General features: G+C 31.1%; 21 protein-coding genes. 16 read left to right on the forward strand and 5 right to left on the reverse strand.

The genetic code is table 11. From position 1 onward, the window contains the following. Positions 1-95: 95 nt before the first annotated feature. Positions 96-1,229, reverse strand: a complete 1,134-nt coding sequence (locus ACJDUG_RS02940) for an HD-GYP domain-containing protein (RefSeq protein WP_406768386.1) — start codon at positions 1,227-1,229, stop codon at positions 96-98. A 254-nt stretch (positions 1,230-1,483) separates the two neighbouring features. Here ACJDUG_RS02940 and asnB point away from each other — a divergent pair, with 254 nt between their 5' ends. Beyond that, a complete protein-coding gene (gene asnB / locus ACJDUG_RS02945) occupies positions 1,484-3,325 on the forward strand; it encodes an asparagine synthase (glutamine-hydrolyzing) (protein WP_406768387.1) in 1,842 nt (613 codons plus the stop codon). Positions 3,326-3,444: 119 nt separating this feature from the next. Then, positions 3,445-5,199: a MutS-related protein gene (locus tag ACJDUG_RS02950; RefSeq protein WP_406768388.1), complete on the forward strand. Its 1,755-nt coding sequence runs from the start codon at positions 3,445-3,447 to the stop codon at positions 5,197-5,199. Positions 5,200-5,262: 63 nt separating this feature from the next. Here the strand turns inward: ACJDUG_RS02950 and lepB are convergent, their stop codons facing one another. Beyond that, positions 5,263-5,826, reverse strand: a complete 564-nt coding sequence (gene lepB / locus ACJDUG_RS02955; protein ID WP_406768389.1) for a signal peptidase I — start codon at positions 5,824-5,826, stop codon at positions 5,263-5,265. A 494-nt stretch (positions 5,827-6,320) separates the two neighbouring features. Between lepB and ACJDUG_RS02960 the strand changes: the two genes are divergently transcribed. The 12 genes from ACJDUG_RS02960 (at position 6,321) to ACJDUG_RS03015 (ending at position 18,084) form a co-directional block, all read left to right on the forward strand. Beyond that, on the forward strand, positions 6,321-7,160 hold the full coding sequence (locus tag ACJDUG_RS02960; protein WP_406768390.1) for a hypothetical protein: 840 nt from the start codon (positions 6,321-6,323) through the stop codon (positions 7,158-7,160). 238 nt (positions 7,161-7,398) lie between these two features. Further along, positions 7,399-8,691 (forward strand): trigger factor, encoded by a 1,293-nt coding sequence (gene tig, locus ACJDUG_RS02965; protein ID WP_406768391.1) that lies wholly within the window; start codon positions 7,399-7,401, stop codon positions 8,689-8,691. Positions 8,692-8,769: 78 nt separating this feature from the next. Further along, a complete protein-coding gene (clpP, locus tag ACJDUG_RS02970; protein ID WP_406763867.1) occupies positions 8,770-9,354 on the forward strand; it encodes an ATP-dependent Clp endopeptidase proteolytic subunit ClpP in 585 nt (194 codons plus the stop codon). A gap of 18 nt (positions 9,355-9,372) precedes the next feature. Next, entirely contained in the window at positions 9,373-10,665 is a 1,293-nt protein-coding gene (gene clpX / locus ACJDUG_RS02975) for an ATP-dependent Clp protease ATP-binding subunit ClpX (RefSeq protein ID WP_406768392.1), read from the forward strand. A gap of 163 nt (positions 10,666-10,828) precedes the next feature. Then, positions 10,829-12,508, forward strand: coding sequence for an ATP-dependent protease LonB (gene lonB, locus ACJDUG_RS02980; RefSeq protein ID WP_406768393.1), 1,680 nt, complete (start codon positions 10,829-10,831; stop codon positions 12,506-12,508). 132 nt (positions 12,509-12,640) lie between these two features. Then, positions 12,641-14,962 carry an endopeptidase La gene (gene lon, locus ACJDUG_RS02985; RefSeq protein ID WP_406768394.1) on the forward strand — a complete coding sequence of 774 codons (2,322 nt, stop codon included), beginning with the start codon at positions 12,641-12,643 and terminating at the stop codon, positions 14,960-14,962. 1 nt (position 14,963) lies between these two features. Continuing rightward, on the forward strand, positions 14,964-15,545 hold the full coding sequence (gene yihA, locus ACJDUG_RS02990) for a ribosome biogenesis GTP-binding protein YihA/YsxC (protein WP_406768395.1): 582 nt from the start codon (positions 14,964-14,966) through the stop codon (positions 15,543-15,545). Positions 15,546-15,626: 81 nt separating this feature from the next. Next, positions 15,627-16,364 (forward strand): CPBP family intramembrane glutamic endopeptidase, encoded by a 738-nt coding sequence (locus tag ACJDUG_RS02995; RefSeq protein WP_406768396.1) that lies wholly within the window; start codon positions 15,627-15,629, stop codon positions 16,362-16,364. Between the two features lie 111 nt (positions 16,365-16,475). Next, positions 16,476-16,832 carry a hypothetical protein gene (locus ACJDUG_RS03000; protein ID WP_406768397.1) on the forward strand — a complete coding sequence of 119 codons (357 nt, stop codon included), beginning with the start codon at positions 16,476-16,478 and terminating at the stop codon, positions 16,830-16,832. 73 nt (positions 16,833-16,905) lie between these two features. Beyond that, the gene (locus ACJDUG_RS03005; RefSeq protein WP_406768398.1) at positions 16,906-17,193 is read left to right on the forward strand and encodes a hypothetical protein; all 288 of its coding nucleotides are present in this window, start codon (positions 16,906-16,908) and stop codon (positions 17,191-17,193) included. A 45-nt stretch (positions 17,194-17,238) separates the two neighbouring features. Continuing rightward, entirely contained in the window at positions 17,239-17,568 is a 330-nt protein-coding gene (locus ACJDUG_RS03010; protein WP_406768399.1) for a hypothetical protein, read from the forward strand. 276 nt (positions 17,569-17,844) lie between these two features. Further along, positions 17,845-18,084 carry a hypothetical protein gene (locus ACJDUG_RS03015; RefSeq protein ID WP_406768400.1) on the forward strand — a complete coding sequence of 80 codons (240 nt, stop codon included), beginning with the start codon at positions 17,845-17,847 and terminating at the stop codon, positions 18,082-18,084. Between the two features lie 40 nt (positions 18,085-18,124). Here the strand turns inward: ACJDUG_RS03015 and ACJDUG_RS03020 are convergent, their stop codons facing one another. Together ACJDUG_RS03020 and ACJDUG_RS03025 are read right to left on the reverse strand one after the other, a co-directional pair. Continuing rightward, positions 18,125-18,496 (reverse strand): bactofilin family protein, encoded by a 372-nt coding sequence (locus ACJDUG_RS03020; protein ID WP_406768401.1) that lies wholly within the window; start codon positions 18,494-18,496, stop codon positions 18,125-18,127. 254 nt (positions 18,497-18,750) lie between these two features. Next, a complete protein-coding gene (locus ACJDUG_RS03025) occupies positions 18,751-19,701 on the reverse strand; it encodes an FG-GAP repeat domain-containing protein (RefSeq protein WP_406768402.1) in 951 nt (316 codons plus the stop codon). Positions 19,702-19,844: 143 nt separating this feature from the next. On the opposite strand from ACJDUG_RS03025, the gene ACJDUG_RS03030 reads away from it, so the two are divergent. After that, the gene (locus ACJDUG_RS03030; protein WP_406768403.1) at positions 19,845-21,071 is read left to right on the forward strand and encodes an ABC transporter substrate-binding protein; all 1,227 of its coding nucleotides are present in this window, start codon (positions 19,845-19,847) and stop codon (positions 21,069-21,071) included. A 55-nt stretch (positions 21,072-21,126) separates the two neighbouring features. Here ACJDUG_RS03030 and perR read toward each other — a convergent pair whose 3' ends face one another. Next, the gene (gene perR / locus ACJDUG_RS03035) at positions 21,127-21,561 is read right to left on the reverse strand and encodes a transcriptional regulator PerR (protein ID WP_406768404.1); all 435 of its coding nucleotides are present in this window, start codon (positions 21,559-21,561) and stop codon (positions 21,127-21,129) included. A 214-nt stretch (positions 21,562-21,775) separates the two neighbouring features. Here perR and ACJDUG_RS03040 point away from each other — a divergent pair, with 214 nt between their 5' ends. Beyond that, positions 21,776-23,152: a PhoH family protein gene (locus ACJDUG_RS03040; RefSeq protein WP_406768405.1), complete on the forward strand. Its 1,377-nt coding sequence runs from the start codon at positions 21,776-21,778 to the stop codon at positions 23,150-23,152. Positions 23,153-23,316: the final 164 nt, after the last annotated feature.

The following is a 23,316-nucleotide window of genomic DNA, read 5'->3' on the forward strand; positions in this document are numbered from 1 at the left end:
ATTAAATAAAAAGGAAGAGTCTTTAAAATGCACAGCAAATGTTAGATAAAAGTTAACTAATATTTGCTATGCATTTCATTTAGACCTTCCTTTTGTTATTCGGAGAATTTTGGAACCTCATATTGAACTCCCTGGATTACTAAATTAAGTTCATCCAATAAATCAACATAGGTATTTCTTTTTATAGTTGGATCAATTGCTTTCACTATTTTAACCTTTGGTCTTAGTGGATAATTGGGATGATTTTCTTCAACAATAGCAATATCACCATTTGTTAGTCTTACAATTGTTCCTTCTGAATAGGGGACTACTACTTTAGAAAAAGCAAGAACCATATTGTAATCAAACAAAGTTCCCCCACCAGCCATTATATATTCAAGTGCTTCATTTGGGCTTAAAGCTCTTCTTTGGGGTCTGTCAGAGGTTAAAGCATCATAGACATCAGCTATAGCAACAATTTTTGCTAATTTATTTATATCATTACCTTTTAGAGACTCTGGATACCCATAACCATTAATCCTTTCATGATGTTCAAGGGCGATTATTCTTGCTGGAGCGGAAATGTCAGGGCTTCCTTTAAGATACTCATAGCCCTTTTGTGAATGTTCTTTAACAATATTATATTCTACATCTGTAAGTTTATCATATTTTTGAATTATTTCATTTGGAATAAAAACCTTACCTATATCATGCAGCAAAGCTCCAAGACAAAGAGAGTATAATTCTGCTTTAGAAAGCTGCAGCTGCATGCCTATAATTAATGAAATTACAGCTACATTAACGCTGTGTTGATAAGTATAACTGTCTAAGTTCTTTATATCTACAACATTAATTAGAACATTTTTTTGTGCAAAAATTTCCTCCAAAATATCTGCAGCTATTTTTCCAATAGATAAGAAATATTTTTGCTTTTCTTGAATAAATATGGAATCCTTATTGGAGTTTGTACCCTTTGAAGTGTAGCTATTATACTTTTCAAAGCTTACAAATGTGTCTTTAATAGTTTTAATTGCCTTTTGCCTCAGTTCAGGCTTAATTACTTCTTCTATTATGTTATCGCTATACTCATCATTTATGTATATAGAAAATATTTGAATATGTCTTATTCTTTTCAATAATATGTCATTAAGTTTTACTCCTTCCCTAAGTAAAACTCGACCTTCATTATCGTAGATGGTTTTTGCCAAATAACTACCTTCATTTACACATTCAACTGGAACAAGTCTCATAATATGGCCCCCAAGATTGTTATAAAATTATTATTCTTGAAATGATAAATTTATTTATAAATTAAAGTGATATTAATAAAATATTTGTATCTTTTTCTTTATTATAACAGGTTAAAAATAATAATTCCATATTATTACCATGTAATTTTAAGTAACTAGAAAATAATTATTAATTTTTTTAATATGCACCCTTTATACATCAAATCATAGTATGTAATTGAATATATGAAATTTGATTATTAGGAGATGATACTATGTGTGGAATTGCTGGATGGGTGGATTACGATAAAAACCTTTTAGGCTTTGAGCAAATTATTGAAAACATGACAGCCGCACTTAAAAAGAGAGGACCAGATGCTTTTGGAATATATAAGCACAAGCATGCACTGCTGGGACATAGAAGACTTGTGGTGGTAGATCCTTCAGGTGGAGCACAGCCTATGACAAGGGAATTAGGGAAAAAAAAATACACTATCGTTTATAATGGAGAACTATATAATACTGAAGAAGTTAGAAATAAATTAAAATCAGAAGGTTTTTCATTTAAGTCTTACTCAGATACGGAGGTTTTATTAATTGCCTTTATTGCTTGGGGTGAAGAATGCTTAAGGTATATCAACGGTATTTATGCCTTTGGAATTTGGAATGAAGCTGATAATTCACTTTTTTTAGCAAGGGACCCTCTAGGAGTAAAACCCCTATTTTATACTAAAAGGGAGAATTCTATTATTTTTGGTTCTGAAATTAAAACTCTGCTTAGCCACCCTGAGGTAGAGGCTGTAGTGGATAAAGATGGGCTTACTGAGTTATTCGCACTTGGACCAGCACGTAATCTTGGAAGCGGTATTTTTAAGGATATAAAGGAAATGCCCCCAGCTCATTGCCTACTGTTTAATTCTCATAGCTTAAAATTTGGGGAATATTGGAAAATTGAAAGCAAGCCCCATGAAGAAAGCTTTAAAGAAACTGTGGAGCATACAAGAAGTTTAATAATTGATGCAGTAGAAAGGCAGCTTATTGCTGATGTTCCTGTCTGCACATTTCTATCAGGAGGACTTGATTCAAGTGCCATCTCTTCAATAGCTTCTAATTATTTCAAAAACAATAATATAGATAAGCTAAATACTTATTCTATAGATTATATTGGAAATGATAAATATTTTAAAGCAAATGAATATCAGCCTAATGCTGATAGCTCATATATAAAATTAATGTCAAATTATATTGACAGCAACCATCACAATATTATAGTTGATAATGAAGATGTGGCTATGGCGTTAAAAGATGCTGTTTTAGCAAATGATCTGCCTGGGATGGCTGACATAGATTCTTCATTATATTTATTTTGCAAAGAAGTAAGAAATGATGCAGTTGTTGCTCTCTCAGGAGAATGTGCCGATGAAATTTTTGGCGGCTATCCGTGGTTTAGAAGAGAAGAGGATATAAATGCAAAAACCTTTCCATGGTCAAGATATGTAAATGAGAGAAAAGATATTTTATCAGAGGATTTAAAAAAATTGCCCCTAGAAGAATATTCAAGAGAAAAGTATGATGAAGCCATAAACAAGGTTCAAAGACTTTCTGGAGAATCTGAAAGGGAGCACAGAATGAAAGAGTTATTCTATTTAAATATTAAATGGTTTATGGTAACTTTATTAAACAGAAAAGACAGAATGAGTATGTCAAATAGCTTAGAGGTAAGAGTACCATTTGCGGATTATAGAATTGTAGAATATGCATTTAATGTGCCTTGGAATATTAAATATTATGGCAATATTGAAAAGGGACTTTTAAGAAAGTCACTTGAAGGTTTATTGCCAGAGGAAGTCTTATATAGAAAAAAGAGTCCTTATCCTAAGACTCATAATCCCGCATATACAAAATTCGTACAAAAATGGCTTAAAGAAATTTTGACGGATAAGAGCTCACCCATTTTAAATCTAATTGATATTAACAAAGTTAATGAACTAATAGAGTCAGAAGGAAAGACTTTCAAAAATCCTTGGTATGGTCAGCTAATGACAGGTCCTCAGCTTATGGCTTATTTAATTCAAATAAATATATGGCTAAGAGAATATAATGTTAGATTGATTTAATTGAAATGCCGAAAGGTCAGCGTAAATGCTGACTTTTTATCTTTTGTTGCAAAGAATTCCTCCATGGTATATAGTATAAACTATGAAAATTTAAGGAAAAGATGATAGGGGGAAGTGCCTTGGATGAAAAAGAAATGCTTATAAAGAAGGCAAATTATATGAAATTTGCTATGTGGACCTTCATCGTGTTAATAGGTATATCAGGTTATGCTGTGATTTTAATGGGTGAACAAATAGGAAAAGCATATTATTTAGGCTTTACCTTAATAATTCCTTTAGGGATTTTAGCCCTATATTTTAGAAGAAAAATGCTTAAATACAAGGCCCTATATAGTATAAAAAATAGTTGGGGAAATAAGGATATTAGAAAAAGAAAATTTGAGGATATAAAAAAGCTTTATGAATATATGAAAAAAGAAAGTGAAGATGCATTCTTCATAGATGATCAAACTTGGGATGACTTAACTATGAACAAGATATTTGAAGAAATAGACAGAACTTTTTCAGCTGCAGGTGAACAAATACTCTACTTTATGCTTAGAAATCCAAAGTTTAATGACAAGGAGCTTACAAAAAGAAAGTTACTTCTAAAGTTTTTTAAAGAAAATAAGGAATTAAGAGAAAAAATACTTGTGGAACTTTATTATTTAGGAAGACAGACAAAAAATAGAATAACTGATTTGCTTTGGGGTGAACTTCCAAAAAAGAGCTGGGTAAGTATTTTCTTTAACTTTATGGCTCTTCTTCCTATAATCATTTTGCTTTTGATCCCTTTTATGGGAATTAAAATTGGAATATATATTGTGGTAGTTTTCATTATTAATATGTACATAAGTTATAAGTTTAGAAATGAAATATCTGCTCACGTGGAAGCTATGTCATACCTCAGCGCAGTTGTAAATACTGGAAAAAAACTATGTGAAATCAGTTCTGGCGAATTAAGTGATTATACAGAAGGACTAAAGTCTAATCTTAAGCATATTAAAGCTTCCAAATCAGCTTCCTTATTAGGAAGTATAAATGCAGATGTTATATTACAATATTTTAATATTTTATTTCTAATAAAAGAAAGAAGCTTTTTTAAGGTTATAGGAGAACTGACTAAATATAAAAGGGAGATGCAGAATGTTTACATTGCAATAGGTGAAATAGATGCCTTAATTTCTATTGCCTCCTATAGGGAAGGATTAACCTTTTACGTTGAACCTGAACTTGTGTCAGGAGAAAGAGTTCTAGATATAAGTAATTTAGTTCATCCACTAGTTACTAATCCAATTGCAAATTCAATTTCTATATTTAATCAGGGCATAGTACTTACTGGTTCTAATATGTCAGGTAAATCTACATTTTTAAGAACTATAGGTGTAAATGCATTGTTAGCACAAACTATAGCTACCTGCATAGCAAAAAACTATAAAGGAAGCTACTTTAAAATATTGTCCTCAATTAGTCCAAATGATGACATACTACAGGGGAAAAGTTATTATCTTGGAGAAGCCGAAGCTGTACTAAGAATTATTAATAATTGTGAAGATAATATACCTTCATTATGTATTATTGATGAAATTTTTAGGGGAACAAATCCTATAGAAAGGATATCTGCCTCATCGGAAATTTTAGATTATTTAATTAACCACAACAGTGTCCCTATTGTTGCAACACATGATTTGGAATTAACTGGAATAGTAGATAAGTCTTATGAGTGTTATTATTTCACTGAAGATGTTGGAGAGGATGGCCTTAAGTTTGACTACTTAATAAGGAAGGGAGTATCACAAACTACAAATGCAATAAAATTATTAAAGTTTCTAGGATATCCGGATAACATAATAGAGAATACTTATAAGAGAATAGATAAATTGTTTTTAAAATAATAAAAGCTGCAATATATAAAATATACTATTTCATATATTGCAGCAAACTTTTTTGCCAAGTTTTTAAAAGAATCTCATTGTATTAAAGGGGTAAGCTCGTAATATTACATGACCCTTTACATCATTTATTGGTATGGGACCTAGAATTCTACTGTCTACGCTGTCCCCTCTATTATCACCCATAACAAAAATGTAGCCTGGTTTTATAGTATAAAGCTGATTTTCAGTTAAAAAAGGACCGGGGTTTGTTATTATATTTTTATTTAAATAAGGTTCATTTATTTCTTTGTTATTTATATATACCTTTCCATTTTTAACTTCAATTTGATCTCCCGCTGTTGCGATAACTCTTTTAACGTAAATATCATGTGTGGGGTTTTCAGAATCAAAAATAATAATTTGACCTTTATTTATACTATGCGTCAAAAGGCTGAGCTTTTCAACAAATAATACATCCTTATTATTTAAGGTGGAATACATTGATTCACCTTCAACATCAGCTCTTGCAAAAACATAGTTTCTAAAAGTAAGTGCAATTAAAATGGCAATAACTATGGAAATAATATAATCTCTAATTTGGGATTTTTCTTTAGAAGGTTTTTTCTTAATGTTATCATTACTTTCCATTTATTTTTCTCCTTAAATCAAAATACTAGATAACTAATTATATTGATATAAATATGTAATATAAAAACAGTTTAATATTTTTTACTAGCCTTGTCAATTTAACAATGGCTTCATAATTATATATAATATGATATGCAAAAAATATAACTTTTATTTTATTTTTTTCTTTTTTGCTTGCAAATTATAGTAAATTATATATAAAATTAATACAGGAAGTAAAAATCGAATCCAAAATTCGTATTATTTGTAAATTAAGTTTAAAAATTGCTAAAATTATTTAAAAGATTGAATTTATAAAACCATTTTGTGACATAATAAATAGACTATGATGTTGTTTATAAGAAAGTAAGTTGTAAGCTATAAGGAGGTTAAAGCCCTAATTGGACTTTAACGGGTAGTCTAACCATGAGTAATCGGCAAGATAGAGCAGCCAGAGTATCGAGTGGAACGAGAGAGCTTAATTGCTCAGTGTGACCATTGAAAGGAGGATACTGTTGAGTAAGGTAAGTATCTTTAGTAGTGATTATAATAAACGTAGGAGAAAGAGAAAACAAAAAACCGTTGCTGCAGTTATAATTTTTGTAATGATAATTTTGGTGATTTTTTTTAGCAGCAGTCTTAAGTCCTATGTATATAATAAGTATGATTATATAAGAAGCAGTAAATTTTTTAGTATTGTTCGTAGATCAAATAAAACTGATAAGTTAACTAAAGTCAATGATACCGTTACAAGTAAAGAGACAAAAACTCCAGAGATCTCTTCTAATAATACAGCAGAAAAAACTATAGAAGTTGTTTTAAGTAATGGTACTAAAATTCAAGCTGTTTATGAAAATAAGAATGGCAAAAATATGTTTAAATATGTTACTCCCATAGATGCACCTGTAAGCAGCAGCATAAATCCCTCAGGAACAACTATGATAGTATTGGAAAACAATACACAAAGTATGTTTAAAATTTCTATTGAAGGAAGTATACATAAGATAAATGATACGAAATATATTTCCTCCTCAGGAGGTATTTTGCCTAAAGATGCTGTATTAAAATCAAAACCAGGCTATATCTGGTGTTCATCACCTAAGTTTATAGATGACAATTATGTAGCCTATATATCTCAGGTGCCATGGTTTGATAAGAGAACAACAAAATATGTATGGATTTTTAATATCAATAATAGCAATATAAAAGATAGAAATGACCACACCTTGTATGAAAAATTAGGCGGGGACAATGTTAAATTTGGGAATATAACATCTAAGGGACTTGAAATATCAATAGATAACAATATAAAGTATATTAAATATAATGGGAAATCAATAGAAATTTCAGAATAAGATTTAAAAAGCTAGTATTAAGAAAAATTTCTTGTAAACTTTATCCTTTATGATATAATTATTATGCAAGAAATTTATATAAATATTTGTAAATTTACAAAGTGATATGTTATAATATTGTGGTTAAATATATTTATTTTGTAGAAATATAAAGTTTATAGATTGACTAATAAGTAAGGTAACTGAAAAGAAATCAGAAAGCTTACATAGGATTTATTCATTTTAGGAGGAAAGTACAATGAACGTTAAAGTAGAAAAAATAGAAAAAAATTCCGTTAAACTTGAAATAACTGTAGAAGTAGAAAAGTTTAACGAAGCTTTGAAGAAATCATATGCAAAGAATGCTAAGAAATTTAATATTCCTGGATTTAGAAAAGGTAAGGCTCCAATTCATATTATAAAAAGATACTATGGAGAAGGAGTATTTTTCGAAGATGCTATCAACTTCTGCTGTGATGATACATATCCTGTAGCAATAAAAGAAAATAATATAAGACCTGTAGATTATCCAAACATTGATATAGTTCAAATAGAAGAGGGTAAAGATTTTATATACACTGCTAATATAAGTGTATATCCTGAAATTGAACTTGGAGAATATAAAGGTTTAGAAGTTAAGAATGTAGAATATACTGTAAGTGATGAAGAAATTGAAAATCAGATTAAGAGTATGCAGGAAAAAAATGCTAGAATTGAAAGTATGACTGAAGGAACTGTTGAAAATGGGAATATAGCTATTATTGACTTTAAAGGTTATGTAGATGGTATTGCCTTTGAAGGTGGAGAAGGTAAAGACTATTCCTTAGAGATTGGTTCAGGTACATTTATAGATACCTTTGAGGAACAACTTATAGGAATGCAGATTGGTGAAACTAAAAATGTTAATGTTAAGTTCCCTGAAAACTATGGTAAAGAGGACTTAAATGGTAAACCAGCTGTATTTGAAGTTACAATAAAAGAAAGAAAAGTTAAGGAACTTCCAGCCCTTGATGATGAATTTGCTAAAGAAGTTTCAGAATTTGACACTTTAGACGAATTAAAGGCTGATTTAAGAAGAAAGCTCCAAGAATCTAATGATATGAGAGCAAAGAGAGAATATGAAGAAGCTGTTATTGATGCAGCAAGTGCAAATGCAGCTGTAGAGATTCCTGAAGTTATGGTTAATAAAGAGATAGACAATATGGTTAAAGACCTTGAAATGAGATTGCAATATCAAGGACTTGATCTTAACTCATATTATCAATATACAAACACAGACGAAGAAAAAGTTAGAGAATATATGAAGGAAAGTGCTGAGAAGAGAGTAAAGATTGATTTACTTCTTGAAAAAATAGCAAAGGAAGAAAATATTGAAGCATCTGAGGAAGAGCTTAAGGTAAGAGCAGCTGAGCTTGCAAAGCAATATGGAGAAAAGGATATTGATAAGACTACTGAATTAATACTTAATGCTCAGAGGGATTACTTAAAGCTTGATGTAGTTAATGAAAAAGTAATAAAATTACTAGTTGATAATAGCAAAGCTATTGCATAGTATATAGGATAGCTGATTGCCAGAGATATTTCTGGCAATTAATTTTATAAGAATATGGTTTTACAAGGAGGAGATTTCATGAGTTTGGTTCCAATGGTCATAGAACAGACTAATAGAGGCGAAAGATCCTATGACATTTATTCAAGATTGTTAAAGGATAGAATAATATTTTTAGGCGAAGAAGTAAATGATACTACTGCAAGTTTAATAGTTGCACAGCTGTTGTTTTTAGAAGGTGAAGATCCAGACAAGGACATATACCTTTACATAAATAGTCCTGGAGGATCTATTACTGCAGGCATGGCTATTTATGATACAATGCAGTACATTAAGCCAGATGTTTCAACTATTTGTGTAGGAATGGCTGCATCAATGGGTGCTTTCTTGCTTACAGCTGGTGCACCTGGAAAGAGATATGCACTACCTAATAGTGAAATTATGATACACCAGCCATTAGGTGGTTTCCAAGGGCAGGCTACAGATATAGGAATTCATGCTGATAGAATTTTAAAGATAAAGAAAAATCTTAACAAAATATTATCAGAAAGAACAGGAAAGCCATTAGAACAAATTGAAAAGGACACAGAAAGAGATAATTTTATGACTGCAGAAGAAGCAAAAAATTATGGGTTAGTTGATGAGGTTATTACTAAAAAGAAATAGCCCAAAGAGGTGAAATGTATGGCTAAAAATGAAGATAAAAAGCAATTGAAATGTTCCTTTTGCGGTAAAAATCAAGATCAGGTAAGGAGGCTTATTGCCGGACCAGGAGTATATATCTGTGATGAATGCATTGAACTTTGTTCTGAAATAATTACTGATGAGTTTGATGAAAATATTCAGATTGAAACTGGTGCACTTCCAAAACCAATGGAAATTAAATCCTATCTTGATGGTTATGTAGTAGGTCAGGATGATGCAAAAAAAGCCCTGGCAGTAGCAGTTTATAATCACTATAAAAGAATAAATTCTAATATGGATTTTGAAGATATTGAACTTCAAAAGAGCAATATCCTGCTTTTAGGACCTACTGGTTCAGGTAAGACCTTATTAGCACAAACACTAGCTAAGTTCTTAAATGTTCCTTTTGCTATTGCAGATGCTACTACACTTACTGAGGCTGGCTATGTTGGTGAGGATGTTGAAAATATTCTTCTAAAACTTATTCAAAATGCTGATTATGATATTGAAAGAGCTGAAAAAGGTATAATTTACATTGATGAAATAGATAAGATAGCAAGAAAATCTGAAAACCCATCTATAACAAGAGATGTTTCTGGTGAAGGAGTTCAGCAGGCACTACTTAAAATTCTTGAAGGAACTGTAGCTTCAGTACCTCCACAAGGTGGAAGAAAGCATCCGCACCAAGAATTTATTCAGATTAATACTACAAATATACTTTTTATTTGCGGCGGAGCATTTGATGGAATTGAAAAAATTATAGAAAAAAGAACAAGACAAAGTGCAATGGGCTTTGGTGCAGAAATACAATCAAAAACAGAAAAGGATATAGGAAAGCTTTTAAAAGAAATAATGCCAGGAGATCTTTTGAAATTTGGTCTTATTCCTGAGTTTGTTGGAAGATTACCTATAGTTGTTACACTACAGTCCTTAGACAAAAATGCACTTATGAGTATTTTGACTGAGCCCAAAAATGCTTTGGTTAAGCAGTATAAAAAACTATTCGAAATTGATAATGTGCAGCTAGATTTTAAAGAGGAAGCATTACTTGCAATAGCCGATGAAGCAATTAGAAGAAATACAGGTGCAAGAGGACTTAGAGCAATAATCGAGGACATAATGAGAGATGTTATGTTTGAAGTTCCCACAAGGGAAGAGATTTCTAAGGTAATTATTACTGAAGAAACTCTAAAGACTAAGACTCCAGAGCTTGAGCTAGCTGAAGGTGATAAGAGGCTTCCAATAAAAGCTTCAAAAAAAACGAAAAATAAAAAGGGAATAGAATCAGCATAAGAGCAGAAATTTTCTGCTCTTTTTTCCTTTTTATCTGCTAAATTAAGGAATATATTAGATTAAACTTGTGCATACTAACAAGGGATAAGTATATAAAATTTATTTATATTGAAGGGAGGCACAGGTTTAGTTTTAGGTTTTTTAAAATTAAATCAGATTTTATATGACGAATTTTTTAATATTTATTGAGCTTTTAGTTACAATTATTATGGGCTTATATTTTTTTAATGCCCTAAAAGGCCAACAAAGCAGCAAAGTTGTTGTTGACAAGGAAAATAAAAAAGAGATGGAAAAGCTTAGAAAACTCAGGAATATTAATCTAACAGAACCCCTTACTGAAAAAAGCAGACCTTCTGCTTTTGAGGAAATAATTGGTCAGGAAAAGGGAATAAAAGCTCTGCAAGCGGCACTTTGCGGTCCAAATCCTCAGCATGTATTAATATATGGACCTCCAGGTATAGGTAAAACAGCTGCTGCCAGATTAGTGTTAGAAGATGCAAAGAAAAGAATGAATTCTCCCTTTAAAGCTAATGCTAAATTCATTGAAATAGATGCTACTACAGTGCGTTTTGATGATAGAGGAATAGCTGATCCACTTATTGGCTCGGTCCATGACCCTATTTATCAAGGTGCAGGTCAGTTAGGTGTAGCTGGCATTCCACAACCTAAACCTGGAGCTGTTACTAAGGCCCACGGTGGAGTTCTATTTTTAGATGAAATTGGTGAACTACATCCAATTGAGATGAACAAACTATTAAAAGTGCTAGAAGATAGAAAGGTATTTTTAGACAGTGCATATTATAACTCTGAAGACAATAATATGCCGCTATATATAAAAGACATCTTTGATAATGGCCTCCCTGCAGATTTTAGACTAATAGGTGCAACTACAAGGAATCCAGATGAGATAGTTCCAGCCTTGAGGTCTAGATGTGTAGAAATTTTTTTTAGGGCTCTTCTTCCTGATGAAATAGAAAAGATTGCTCAAAATTCAGTGGATAAGGTTGGCCTCAAAATTGAGGAAAAAGCAAAAGAGATGGTTGGAAGATATGCAAGTAATGGAAGAGATGCTCTTAATTTGATACAATTAGCCTGCGGAATAGCTATAAATGACGAGAGGACTGAAATTAACGTAGATGATGTTGAATGGGTTATTGAGAATGGTCAATATACCCCAAGGCTTGAGAAGAAGGTATATGATAAACCGCAAATAGGATTTGTAAATGGTCTTGCCGTATACGGAGCAAATATGGGAACAGTAATGGAGATTGAAGCTACAGCCATGAAAAGTAAATTTAGAAAAGGTACCATAAAAATTACTGGAATTGTTGAAGAAGAAGAAATAAGCGGCTTTAATAGAAAAATGGTTAGAAAGAGTATGGCAAGATGTTCTGCAGAAAATGTAATAACAGTACTAGAGAAAGTGCTGAATGTAAACTGTGAAAAATATGATATTCATGTTAATTTTCCAGGGGGATCCCCTGTGGATGGTCCATCGGCCGGTATAAGTATAAGTACAGCAATATATAGTGCTATTACCGGAATTCCCGTAGATAATGAAGTAGCAATGACTGGAGAAATTTCACTTCACGGAAATGTAAGGCCTATAGGTGGAGTAAATGCCAAAATTGCTGCTGCTATTAAAGCTGGAGCAAAAAAAATTATTATTCCTAAGGATAATTGGCAAGATAGCTTTGCAGCACTAGAAGGAGTAAATGTTATTGCAGTCTGTAATATTAGAGAGGTTTTAGCAATAGCTTTAATAAAAGATGAGAGCAGCAGTAACTCTATAACCATAGATGGAAATAATAGTATCCTTACTGCAAAGCCCTTTGTTTCATAGATAAATATTTAAAAAATATAATTGAAAATCCCATGTTTTATGGGTATAATATATTAAGTCTAGCCAAGTGTGGTTGAATAAATATCAAGACACTTGGCTGTCTAATCTTATTAGATAAGTGAGGGGAGTAAAATGGAAAATGAAATAAAGATTCTTCCTCTAATTCCCTTAAGAGGTATTACTGTATTTCCGTATATGGTTATGCATTTTGATGTAGGCAGAGAAAAATCTATACTTGCATTAGAAGATGCAATGTTAAATAATCAGGAGATATTTTTGGTTTCTCAAAAGGATGCAAAAACAGAGGAACCTGAAGAAGCAGATATATATGAAATAGGAACTATTTGTACTATAAAACAGATATTAAAGCTTCCAGGTGATACCATAAGGGTATTAGTAGAAGGTACAAATAGAGGCAGAATAAATAAATATACAGAGTCTGACCCTTTTTTTAAAGGAGAAGTAGAGATTTTAGTAGATAAAGAATGCTCTGATGATAAAAAATGTGAGGCACTTGTTAGAAGCGTTAGGAAAGCTTTTGACGACTACATTAAGTTTTCAGGGAATATGCCTACAGAACTTTTAATATCATTAGATGATTTGGAGATCCCAGGAAGATTAGCAGATGTTATTAGCTCCTATTTAATGCTTAAGGGTGATAAAAAACAAGAACTCTTAGATGCCTATGATACCACTTTGCGATTAGAAAAATTGCTTCTAATTTTAAATAATGAAATTGATATTTTAAGAATTGAGAAAAAAATAGGAGTAAAGGTAAAGAGCAATATAGATAAGGGCCAAAAAGAATACTACTTAAGGGAGCAGTTAAAGGCCATTCAAGAAGAACTTGGAGAGGAAGACGAGGATAAAAAGGAAATAAATAGGTACAAAAATAGAATAAATAAGGCAAAGCTGCCAAAACCAGCAAAGGACAAGGCTCTTTATGAATTAGATAGGTTAAAGGGTAGTGGTTCTTATTCAGCTGAGGGTGGAGTTATCAAAACTTATTTAGATTGGATATTAGAACTTCCTTGGAATAATGAAACAAAAGATAACTTGGATATTAAATCAGCCAAAGAAATTCTTAAAAAGGAACATTATGGGCTCGAAGATGTAAAGGAAAGAGTTATTGAGTATCTTGCTGTTAAAAATATGAGTAACAATTTAAAAGGACCAATACTCTGTTTAGTAGGACCACCTGGAGTAGGTAAGACATCTATTGCAAAATCAATAGCACATGCTCTTAATAGAAATTTTGTTAGGATGTCCTTAGGCGGGGTTAAGGATGAAGCTGAAATTAGAGGCCACAGAAAGACATATGTAGGATCAATACCTGGACGAATTATATATGGTATGAAACAAGCAAAATCAAAGAATCCTTTATTTCTTTTAGATGAAATAGATAAGATGAGCAATGATTTTAGAGGAGATCCTGCTGATGCGCTTTTAGAAGTTTTAGATTCTGAGCAGAACAGCACTTTTAGAGATCATTACCTTGAATTAGAATTTGATTTATCAAAGGTTTTATTTATAACAACAGCAAATAGTCTAGAGACTATTCCTAGACCACTTTTAGATAGAATGGAAATAATAGAAGTATCAGGCTATACCTATGAAGAAAAATTTCATATAGCTAAAGAACATTTAATACCAAAACTTATAAAGGAGCATAATCTAGAAGATGGAATACTTAATATTGTTGATAATGCTCTATATAATGTTATTGAAAACTATACAAGAGAATCAGGTGTTAGAACCTTAGAAAGGACTCTTGCAACTTTAATTAGAAAAAGTATTGCTGAAATGGTTGAAGAAAATAAAAATACTGCTAATATAACTACAACTCAAGTCAAAAAATATCTTGGTCCAGCTCGTTTTACCTATGAGAAGATTCAAAAGGATGATAAAATAGGTGTTGTTACTGGAATGGCTTGGACTGGATATGGCGGTGATACATTACCTGTAGAAGTATCAGTTATGCCAGGTAATGGGAAATTAGAGCTTACCGGGCAACTTGGTGACGTTATGAAGGAATCAGCCAAAGCTGGGTACAGCTATGTAAGAGGAAATACAAAAAAATACGGTATTGAAGAAAGCTTTTATAAAGAGAAGGATATTCATATACATGTACCTGAAGGTGCAGTCCCTAAGGATGGACCATCAGCCGGTGTAACTATGATCACGGCTATGATATCTGCATTAAGTCTTAAAAAAGTAAGACACAATGTAGCAATGACTGGTGAAATAACCCTTACAGGAAGGGTTCTCCCAATTGGAGGCCTTAAGGAAAAAAGCTTGGCAGCCTTTAGGGCTGGCATTGATACAGTAATTATACCTAAGGAAAATGAAAATGACTTACAGAAGATACCCAAAAGTATAAAAAATAAGTTAAAATTCATTTTAGCTGATAAAATTGATGTGGTGCTTGATAATGCACTTATAAGTGAGGAATAATATGGAGATAAAGCAGTCTGAATTTATAACTTCTGCTGTGACTAAAGTTCAATATCCCATGGATGATAAAGCTGAAATCGCCTTTGTTGGCAGATCTAATGTAGGTAAATCATCTATTATTAACAGTATTACAAATAGAAAGAGTTTGGCCAAAGTAAGTGGAACGCCTGGAAAAACAAAGCTAATAAATTTTTTCCTTATAAATAACTCCTTTTATCTTGTGGATCTACCTGGATATGGTTATGCAAAAGTTTCAAAAAGTGAGAAGGAAAATTGGGGCAAAATAATAGAAACTTATCTCTTAAATAGACCCCAGTTAAAGAAGGTAGTTTTGCTAGTAGATTGCCGGCATAAACCAACTAATGATGACATACTGATGTATAAATGGATAAAGCATTACGGGCATGAAACAGTTATAGTTGCTACAAAAAAGGATAAGCTTACTAAAAATGAAGTTATTAAAAGTGAAAAATTGATTAAAGAAACCTTCGAACTTAATAAAAATGAAAGTATTATGTTCTTTTCTTCTTTAAACAAAGAAGGAAGAGAAGAACTTATTGATACAATCTTTTCAGATCTTTAAGATAATTAAATAAAAAGCATTTCTAATTTTTTAGAAATGCTTTCTTTACATATATTTTTATATAAGACAAGGAGGAGGAAAGTGAAATATTTTGAAAATATTTTAGTATTTATTTTTTTGTACATACCGCCTTTAATATTTTTTTTAAGCTGCTCTGTAAAAAGAGGTATCAATAAATTTTTATTAACAATAGTAAGTATTGTATACCTACTTCTTTCAATAAGTACCCAGAATCTATTACCTTTCATAATTGTTATTATAAGCATAAGATATTTAAGGAAAAGTGCAAATTTCGAAGGCAATGGATCAAGATGTATTAATGAAGAAATTCATGATTACAATAGATTTAACTTCGATATTCGTAAGTTTAGTATTTTTAGGGCATTTAAATATGCAATAGAAACCTATGGGATTACTATTTTTCTTGGAATAGCTACTACTATTATTTTAAATTACTTTAATTTAAGCTTAAAAGAACAAGAAATTGTAACGGATTTAATGAAGGTGCCTATTAGTAAATTTATATTCATGATACCAATTATGATCATCTTTGCACCTGTGGTGGAGGAATTTACTTTTAGATGGCTTTTATTTGAGAAGTTATTTAAACCTAAAATAGGCATATATTTTTCAGCAATTCTCTCAAGCTTAATTTTTTCAATGGTACATTTTAATTTAAGATCTATGCCTGTAATGATTACTATAGGACTTATTAATTGCTACCTTATTGAAAAGAAAGGTTATTGGTACGCTGTTTTCAATCACTGTTTTTTTAATAGTATAAATACACTTTTAATGCTGCAGCAAAAAATAAGTTGAGTACATTTATTTGTACTTAGCTTATTTTTTTGTGTCAAAAAGTTATTAACAGAATAGTATATATTAGAAAACAAAAGATAGGATAATCTTCTTAAAAGGAGGAGAGAAATTATGAACGCTTTATCACAAGAGCTTGCAGTTACTAGAATAACAGATGCTAATAGTGCCTTTTGTGGAGATGGAAGATCAAATAATAATATATGGATTTGGGTAATTATTTTTGTTATCTTCTTTATCTTCAATGGAGGAGACGGTTTTGGCTTTGGAGGCTCAAATAACCAATGCTGCTGCAAGAGATGTCGTCGTCGTCGCCACCACTGCCGCGATAAAAATGAAAATGGACTTGATGGCATCTTTGGGGGGAATGGGTGGTTTATTCTAATTATCTTTGCCGTACTATTCCTATTTAATGACGGAGGAGCAAACACTAACATTATTAATGTAGACACAGATGATGCACAAGTATAATTATAAGCAAAAGCAGGAAAATAAAAAGCTTGGGCTGTGAAACAGCGCCCTTAATGAGAAGGAGGATATATTAATGGGTAGAAGAAAGAATGAATGTTGCGAGGAAAAAAATACATTTTTTGGAATGGGAAATTGCTGCTGTGATTTTTCAACTTTAATAATTCTTATACTGATAATTCTTCAGTTTAATAGGAGAAGAGATTGGTTTGGAGGAATTGCACCAATAGCTTCAGAAGATGATTGTGGAACCTCAAAACCACAACAGCCAATATTTGGATGCACTAGTTTAATAGACAATAGCATTCTGTTCATAATTGCACTGTTCTTCCTTTCCTGCTGCAATCCTTGCAGAAAGTTTTAAAAAATGGGGGGCTACTTAGCCCTCCATAACATAAGGGGTGATGATATGTCTAAGCAAAGAAAAAAACATAATAATACTAATAATAGTAATAATGGCTTTGATATAAATAATTTAGATTTGAATAACATTGGGGGATTATTAAATAATATGAACCCTAATCAATTATCAGGATTACTAAACAACGTTGATATTAATCAATTAAGAAATATGTTTCAAGGATTTAACAACGGCCAGAGCGGCGGGGGAAATCCAATTGGAAACATTAGAAGCGTTGAACTTTTAAATGCAATGAAACCTTTAGTAAATGCAGAGAGATCACAAATTATTGATTCCATTATTCAGCTTTATAATATAAGTCAGATTATGAAAAAATAGAATCTTTAATAAGCAGCTGCTTTTTCAGATATAAAATATACTGATAGCTGTTTATTTAAGCATAAATAAACCTAAGATAGTGTAATTAATTGTTATCTACTACGGACTAGAGTTAAATATTAACTAAAGAATCCAGTGCCCACATAGGCTACAGAAGAAATCTATATATCCCAAATAACAACAGAATTAAGCTTAAGTCAAAAACTAAATTTATTAAATTGCGTAAGTTAAAAATTAGATTACTTTAAACCATTGCCCAAGAAAGGGGGGGTTCATATGAGTAGAAAGCACAGAAACGAGTGTAGTTATGATGAAAAAGGTCTTAGCAATTGCTGCTGCAGTTTTCCGACTTTAGTAATACTAATTCTCATACTCCTACAATTTAACGGAACAGGAGTATTTGGACTTACTGGAACTGAAGGAATAGGAAACAGAGAAGGATCTTTAGTGGATAATAGCATATTATTCATCATAGCTTTATTCTATCTTTCCTGCTGCAATCCATGCAAAAGATAGTTTAATATAAAATAATGGAGGGGTAAGCCCTCCATTATTTTTATTCAAGGACGTCTTCGATCCTTTTACTTACAAGCATAGTACACTTGCCTTCAAAGGATCCCCCTTCCTTTACTATTAAGTTTTTAACTGTAAGATCTCCTATTATTTTACCATTGGCTTCTAAATTTAATACGCTCTCACATATCACATTACCTTCTACTTTACCGTTTATTAAAGCATTTTTACAAGTGATTGTGCTTTTACAATAGGAGGTTTCACCTATTATAACGTCATCCTGCCAAGATATATCACCTTCAATAAAACCGTCTATTTTTATCAAGCCTTCCCCTTGAAGAGAGCCGATTATTTTACATCTTTCACCAATAAGTGTTTCGATTTTATTGGTATTTCTCTCCTTATCGCTAAACATTATTATACATTCCTCCTCTTAAACAATATAATATTAAAAATATATAAAACGAAGCTTAAGAACATAAAAATTTGTGTTCATATATATAAAAAATAATAAATTTTTTATGTATAAAATCTTCGATGTTTGTCAATATTAATAATGTAAATGGAGATAACATCTCCAAAGCATACAATAAAATATTAATTTTAATTGTATGTTAGAACCCCCCATCCCCCTTGGGACCGTGAGTAACGGTCCCTTTTGTTTTACTGTTATTGATTTAATGTTATTGCAACTATTTTAAAATAATTTGCAGCATCTGACTTTCCCTCAGGTCTTAAGTAAACATTTAAGGTATAATTTTTTGTTTTGCCGATGCTAATATTAGAAACTGCTTTAAAATTTAGAGTCCAGATAACATCAGTAATTGTTCCGTTTTTATCTGATTTACTGTCTTTAAATACGCTGTTTTGGTAGGAATATGTATTTTGTTCTCCAGCTAGTCTCCCAATTACGGAAAGATCTTGTCCGGTTAGTCCAGGATAGAATATATTTGATGGACTATTAGCTTCACTCTGAGGAAGTCCTTCTATGTATTTAACAAAGGAATATATTGTATCTCTTCCTAAAAAGTTATCATTATAATTGAATACAATATTCTCAAGTTTACCTTTATCATACATAAACATATAGCTAGACAGTTCTATTTTATTTGCACCGATTTTTCCTGTTACAAACTTTGGCGTTTTATTATTACTGCTGTCATAAAAACCAATAATGTTGTTGGAGCTACAAAAAATATCGTTGAATTTATCTCCGTTCCAGAAAAAAATATGCTGCAGCGATGTGCCCTTTTGATTAGACTGAATAAAAATTTCAGGAGTTTTATCTCTCGTAATATCCATTAGAGTTATCTTAAGAGGGTTGAATTCATCGTAAATACCTGCTGTAGCTAGCTTCTTATCCGGTTCTAAATAAAAACTTTTCTCTCCTGTATTTACTTCCAAATAATACTTGTCCTTTTCGGTTTTAATATAAAGTATATCTTTTTTACCATCACCAGTTAAATCTGCTCGTATCATCTTGTTATCACTAACAAGAGTGTTAAAGGTTTCAGTAGCTTTCTTAGTTAAAAGAAGAATGATAAATAGGATGATTAGAATTATTGATAGAATTATGTAGTAGATATGTTTTTTCTTTAGAAAAATTACCCTAAATTTCATATAATTCACCTCCACTTTAATTATATGAAGTAATTATATATTTAATTATTTTACATAAAATAAATTTAAGGTTTTTATATAATTTATATTAGGAGGTTAATAATCCTAAGAATTATGAGTATTTGAAAGGAGGTAAGTGAGAAATGAAAAGGAAGAATATATTTATTCTCATATTAGCTATTATTTTTGTTTTCTCAGGCATATCCTGTCAGAAAAAGAATAAAGGCGATAATGAAAAAAATTTAAACATATATATTGATCTTAAAGATAAAAGTGCTATAAATATTATAAAATTCTTAACTGATGAATACAAAAAAGATAATCCGGATACAAAGCTTAAAATAAATGATGTCCTTGGAGCTGATAATATCGCCAGTGATATAAGTAAAGGCACAATGGCAGATTTAATAATAACCGCCAGAAACACAATGATTGAATTGTCAGAAAAGGGTTTGATAAGTGATATGGGGCAATATTACGAAAAAAATAAAATTAATGATAGTTTTTATAATATCATTCCTGCTTATGGTAGAGTAGGTGATAAATATTATGGCATATCAATACTACCTTTCTCTTTTGAAGTATATTATAATTCTGATGCACTTAATAAACTTGGAATTACACCCCTTACAAATATTAAAGATATTTTAAACATTGCTAAAAGGCTAAATGATAATAATGTTAAAATTCCTGTAGTAGTTCCAGAAGACTTAGATATCAACTTAATGTTATCTTCTATAATAGCAAGCAATACAATGAAAATTTCAAGTTTAGATTCAATTTATGATAATAAGGATGAATATAAAAAATTAAATGATATGCAAACTCTTTTTAATTCCATTAATAATTTGGTAAGAACGAGCTCTATTAATAAAAAATTATTTGAACTTGGCAATGAAAGCAGCTTTACTGCCTTAGCAAAGGGAAATATACCCATGGTAATTAGTTATGCCTATTACTTTAATAAAATTAAAGCTGAGAATGTCAGCTTAATTGAAAATTATATTGTAACTCCAAATAAGAAAGAAAAAATACCGGTAATAGTAAATAGTCTAATATGCATGCCTTCAAATGGAAAAAATACTGAAGAGGCGGGCAAATTTATTAAATATGTAATTGGTGATGAAACTCAAAAAATGTTAAGTAAAAAAGATTATATTACTAGCAGTAAAAAAACAAATGAAAACCTAGTTGGTACCTCCCAGGTTGTTGCTAAGCATTTGTCTTTGGCAGATGATAATAGTATAATTTACGCTTATAGTATGCCTGGTAAGCTTCACAGCATTATCTCAGGTAAAATAGATAACATATTGCAAGGCAAATATACTGGTAATGAGTGGCAAGATATAATTAATGAAGCTTACAAATAAAAAAATAGATATGTAGGATTAGTTCTACATATCTTTTTATTTAAAAATTTAAATATTATTCTTCGTAATTATTTGAAGGTTTGTTTTGACATTCTTTGCATAGTCCGTAAAAGTACACTTGATTAGTCAAAACTTCATAATCAGTATGAGATTTAATTGTTTGATTTAAATCGGATAAGCAGAAGCCTTCAATATCATCAACTCTACCACAGCTCAAGCATTGTATATGAGAGTGATCACACATATTACCATCATATCTGAAGTTTCCTTCTCCTACATTTAATTCCTGAATTAATCCAACTTCAACAAGTGTTTTAAGAGCTTTGTAAACTGTAGCTAAGCTCATTGTACTGTATTCAGGTTGAAGGGCTTTATAAATAACCTCTGCTGATGGGTGCTCTTTTGTAGCCTTAAGATATTTGTATACTGCAATCCTCTGAGGAGTTAGTTTTAACTTCTTATCTTTAAAAACTTCAGTCAAATTATCCATTGATTCACATCCTTATTAAGTAATTAGTTATATTATATAATAAATATTATTCATTGTCAAAGAAAACTCACATGAATCATAGTTTTGATAATTAAAGCATATTATTTTTTAACAGTATATTAATACACAAATTAGCAACTAATCATATTATATTAATAATATATATTTTTCTCAATACTTAATTATTATGCCTGATGTAAAGGAGGACAATATTTTGAAAAAAACCTATGTATTAGATACAAATGTCATTTTGTATTCGCCAAACGCACTTTTCTCATTTGGCAACAATGATGTTGTAATTCCTGAGGTGGTTTTGGAGGAACTGGACTCTTTTAAAAAGGATAAAAGTGATTTAGGTTCCAATGCTAGACATGCAGCTAGGATTTTAGATAAGTTAAGGAAAGAAGGTAAGCTTAATAAGGGTATTGAGCTTCCAAGCGGAGGGAAGCTTAGGGTGGAAATGAATCATTATGATACTGAAATTCCTCAGTCCTGGAGCAGGCATAAGGCAGATAATAGAATAATACAGGTATGCAAGGGCTTAATGGAGAAGGGGAATGAGGTTTGTTTAATTACAAAGGACATATTTGAGAGAATAAAAGCTGATATTGTAGACATTGATTCAAATGATTTCTATGATGAACTAGTACCAGAATATGAAAGTCAATATACTGGAAGAGCAGAGGTTTATACTGCATCAGAAAAAATAGATGAGTTTTATCAAAAAAAATATATGGAAGTAGAGGACTTACTATGCTACGGAGCAGAAGAAGATGACTATTACTTACCTGAACTTATAATAAATCAATTTTTAATCATACATGCTATAAATAATCCAAGGAAAAGTGCCTTAGGCAGATATGATGGAAAATTAGTTATACCTCTATTATTTAAAGAAATGAATCCGCTAGGAATTGCTGCAAGAAATGTTGGCCAAAAATTTATTCTAGAAGCTTTATATATGGATGCAGATAAGGTACCACTAGTAATAATAAAAGGGCCAGCAGGAACAGCAAAAACTTTATTTTCCTTAGCTGTTGGACTTCAAAAGGTGATGGAGGAAAACTCTTGTCAGTATAGAAAAATTTTAGTATGTAGACCCAATGTTACAATGGATGAAGATATAGGATTTTTACCGGGCACTGAGCAGGAGAAAATATCTCCGTTTATGAGACCCATTTTTGATAATCTTCAAATACTTGTGGATTCAGATGAAAAGGAAAGGTACAAAAATGAAAAAGAATTAGATGATAAGGTTAGAGAATTATTTGATAGGAAGATAATAACGACTGAAGCCGTGGCATTTTTAAGAGGAAGATCCATTGTGAAAAATTGGGTAATAATTGATGAAGCACAAAATTTATCTCCCAAACAGGTAAAGGCTATAATAACTAGGGTAGGAGAAGGAACAAAGCTTATACTAATTGGGGATCCTGAGCAGATAGACCAGCCCTTCTTAGATTCAAGATCTAACGGGTTATGTTACGCGGCTGAAAGAATGAAGGGAAGCGAGCTGTGTTGTCAGGTGAGCTTAAAATACGATGAATGTGAAAGATCACCTTTAGCCTATGAATCCTCAAAAAGACTATAATAAGTTTTAGGGGTTGTTTGAAGCAACCTCTTTTTGATTTACAAATTTAATAGGAATTTAAAATTCTTTTACATATTTACTTTAGAAATACTATTTTAAATTGGACTGTTTTATAGTAGAATTATTAATGTATTTGTATAAAACATAAATTGAAAATTACAAAG

This window comes from Candidatus Clostridium stratigraminis (genome assembly GCF_045310675.1).
Classification (GTDB): Bacteria; Bacillota; Clostridia; order Clostridiales; family Clostridiaceae; genus Clostridium_AT; species Clostridium_AT stratigraminis.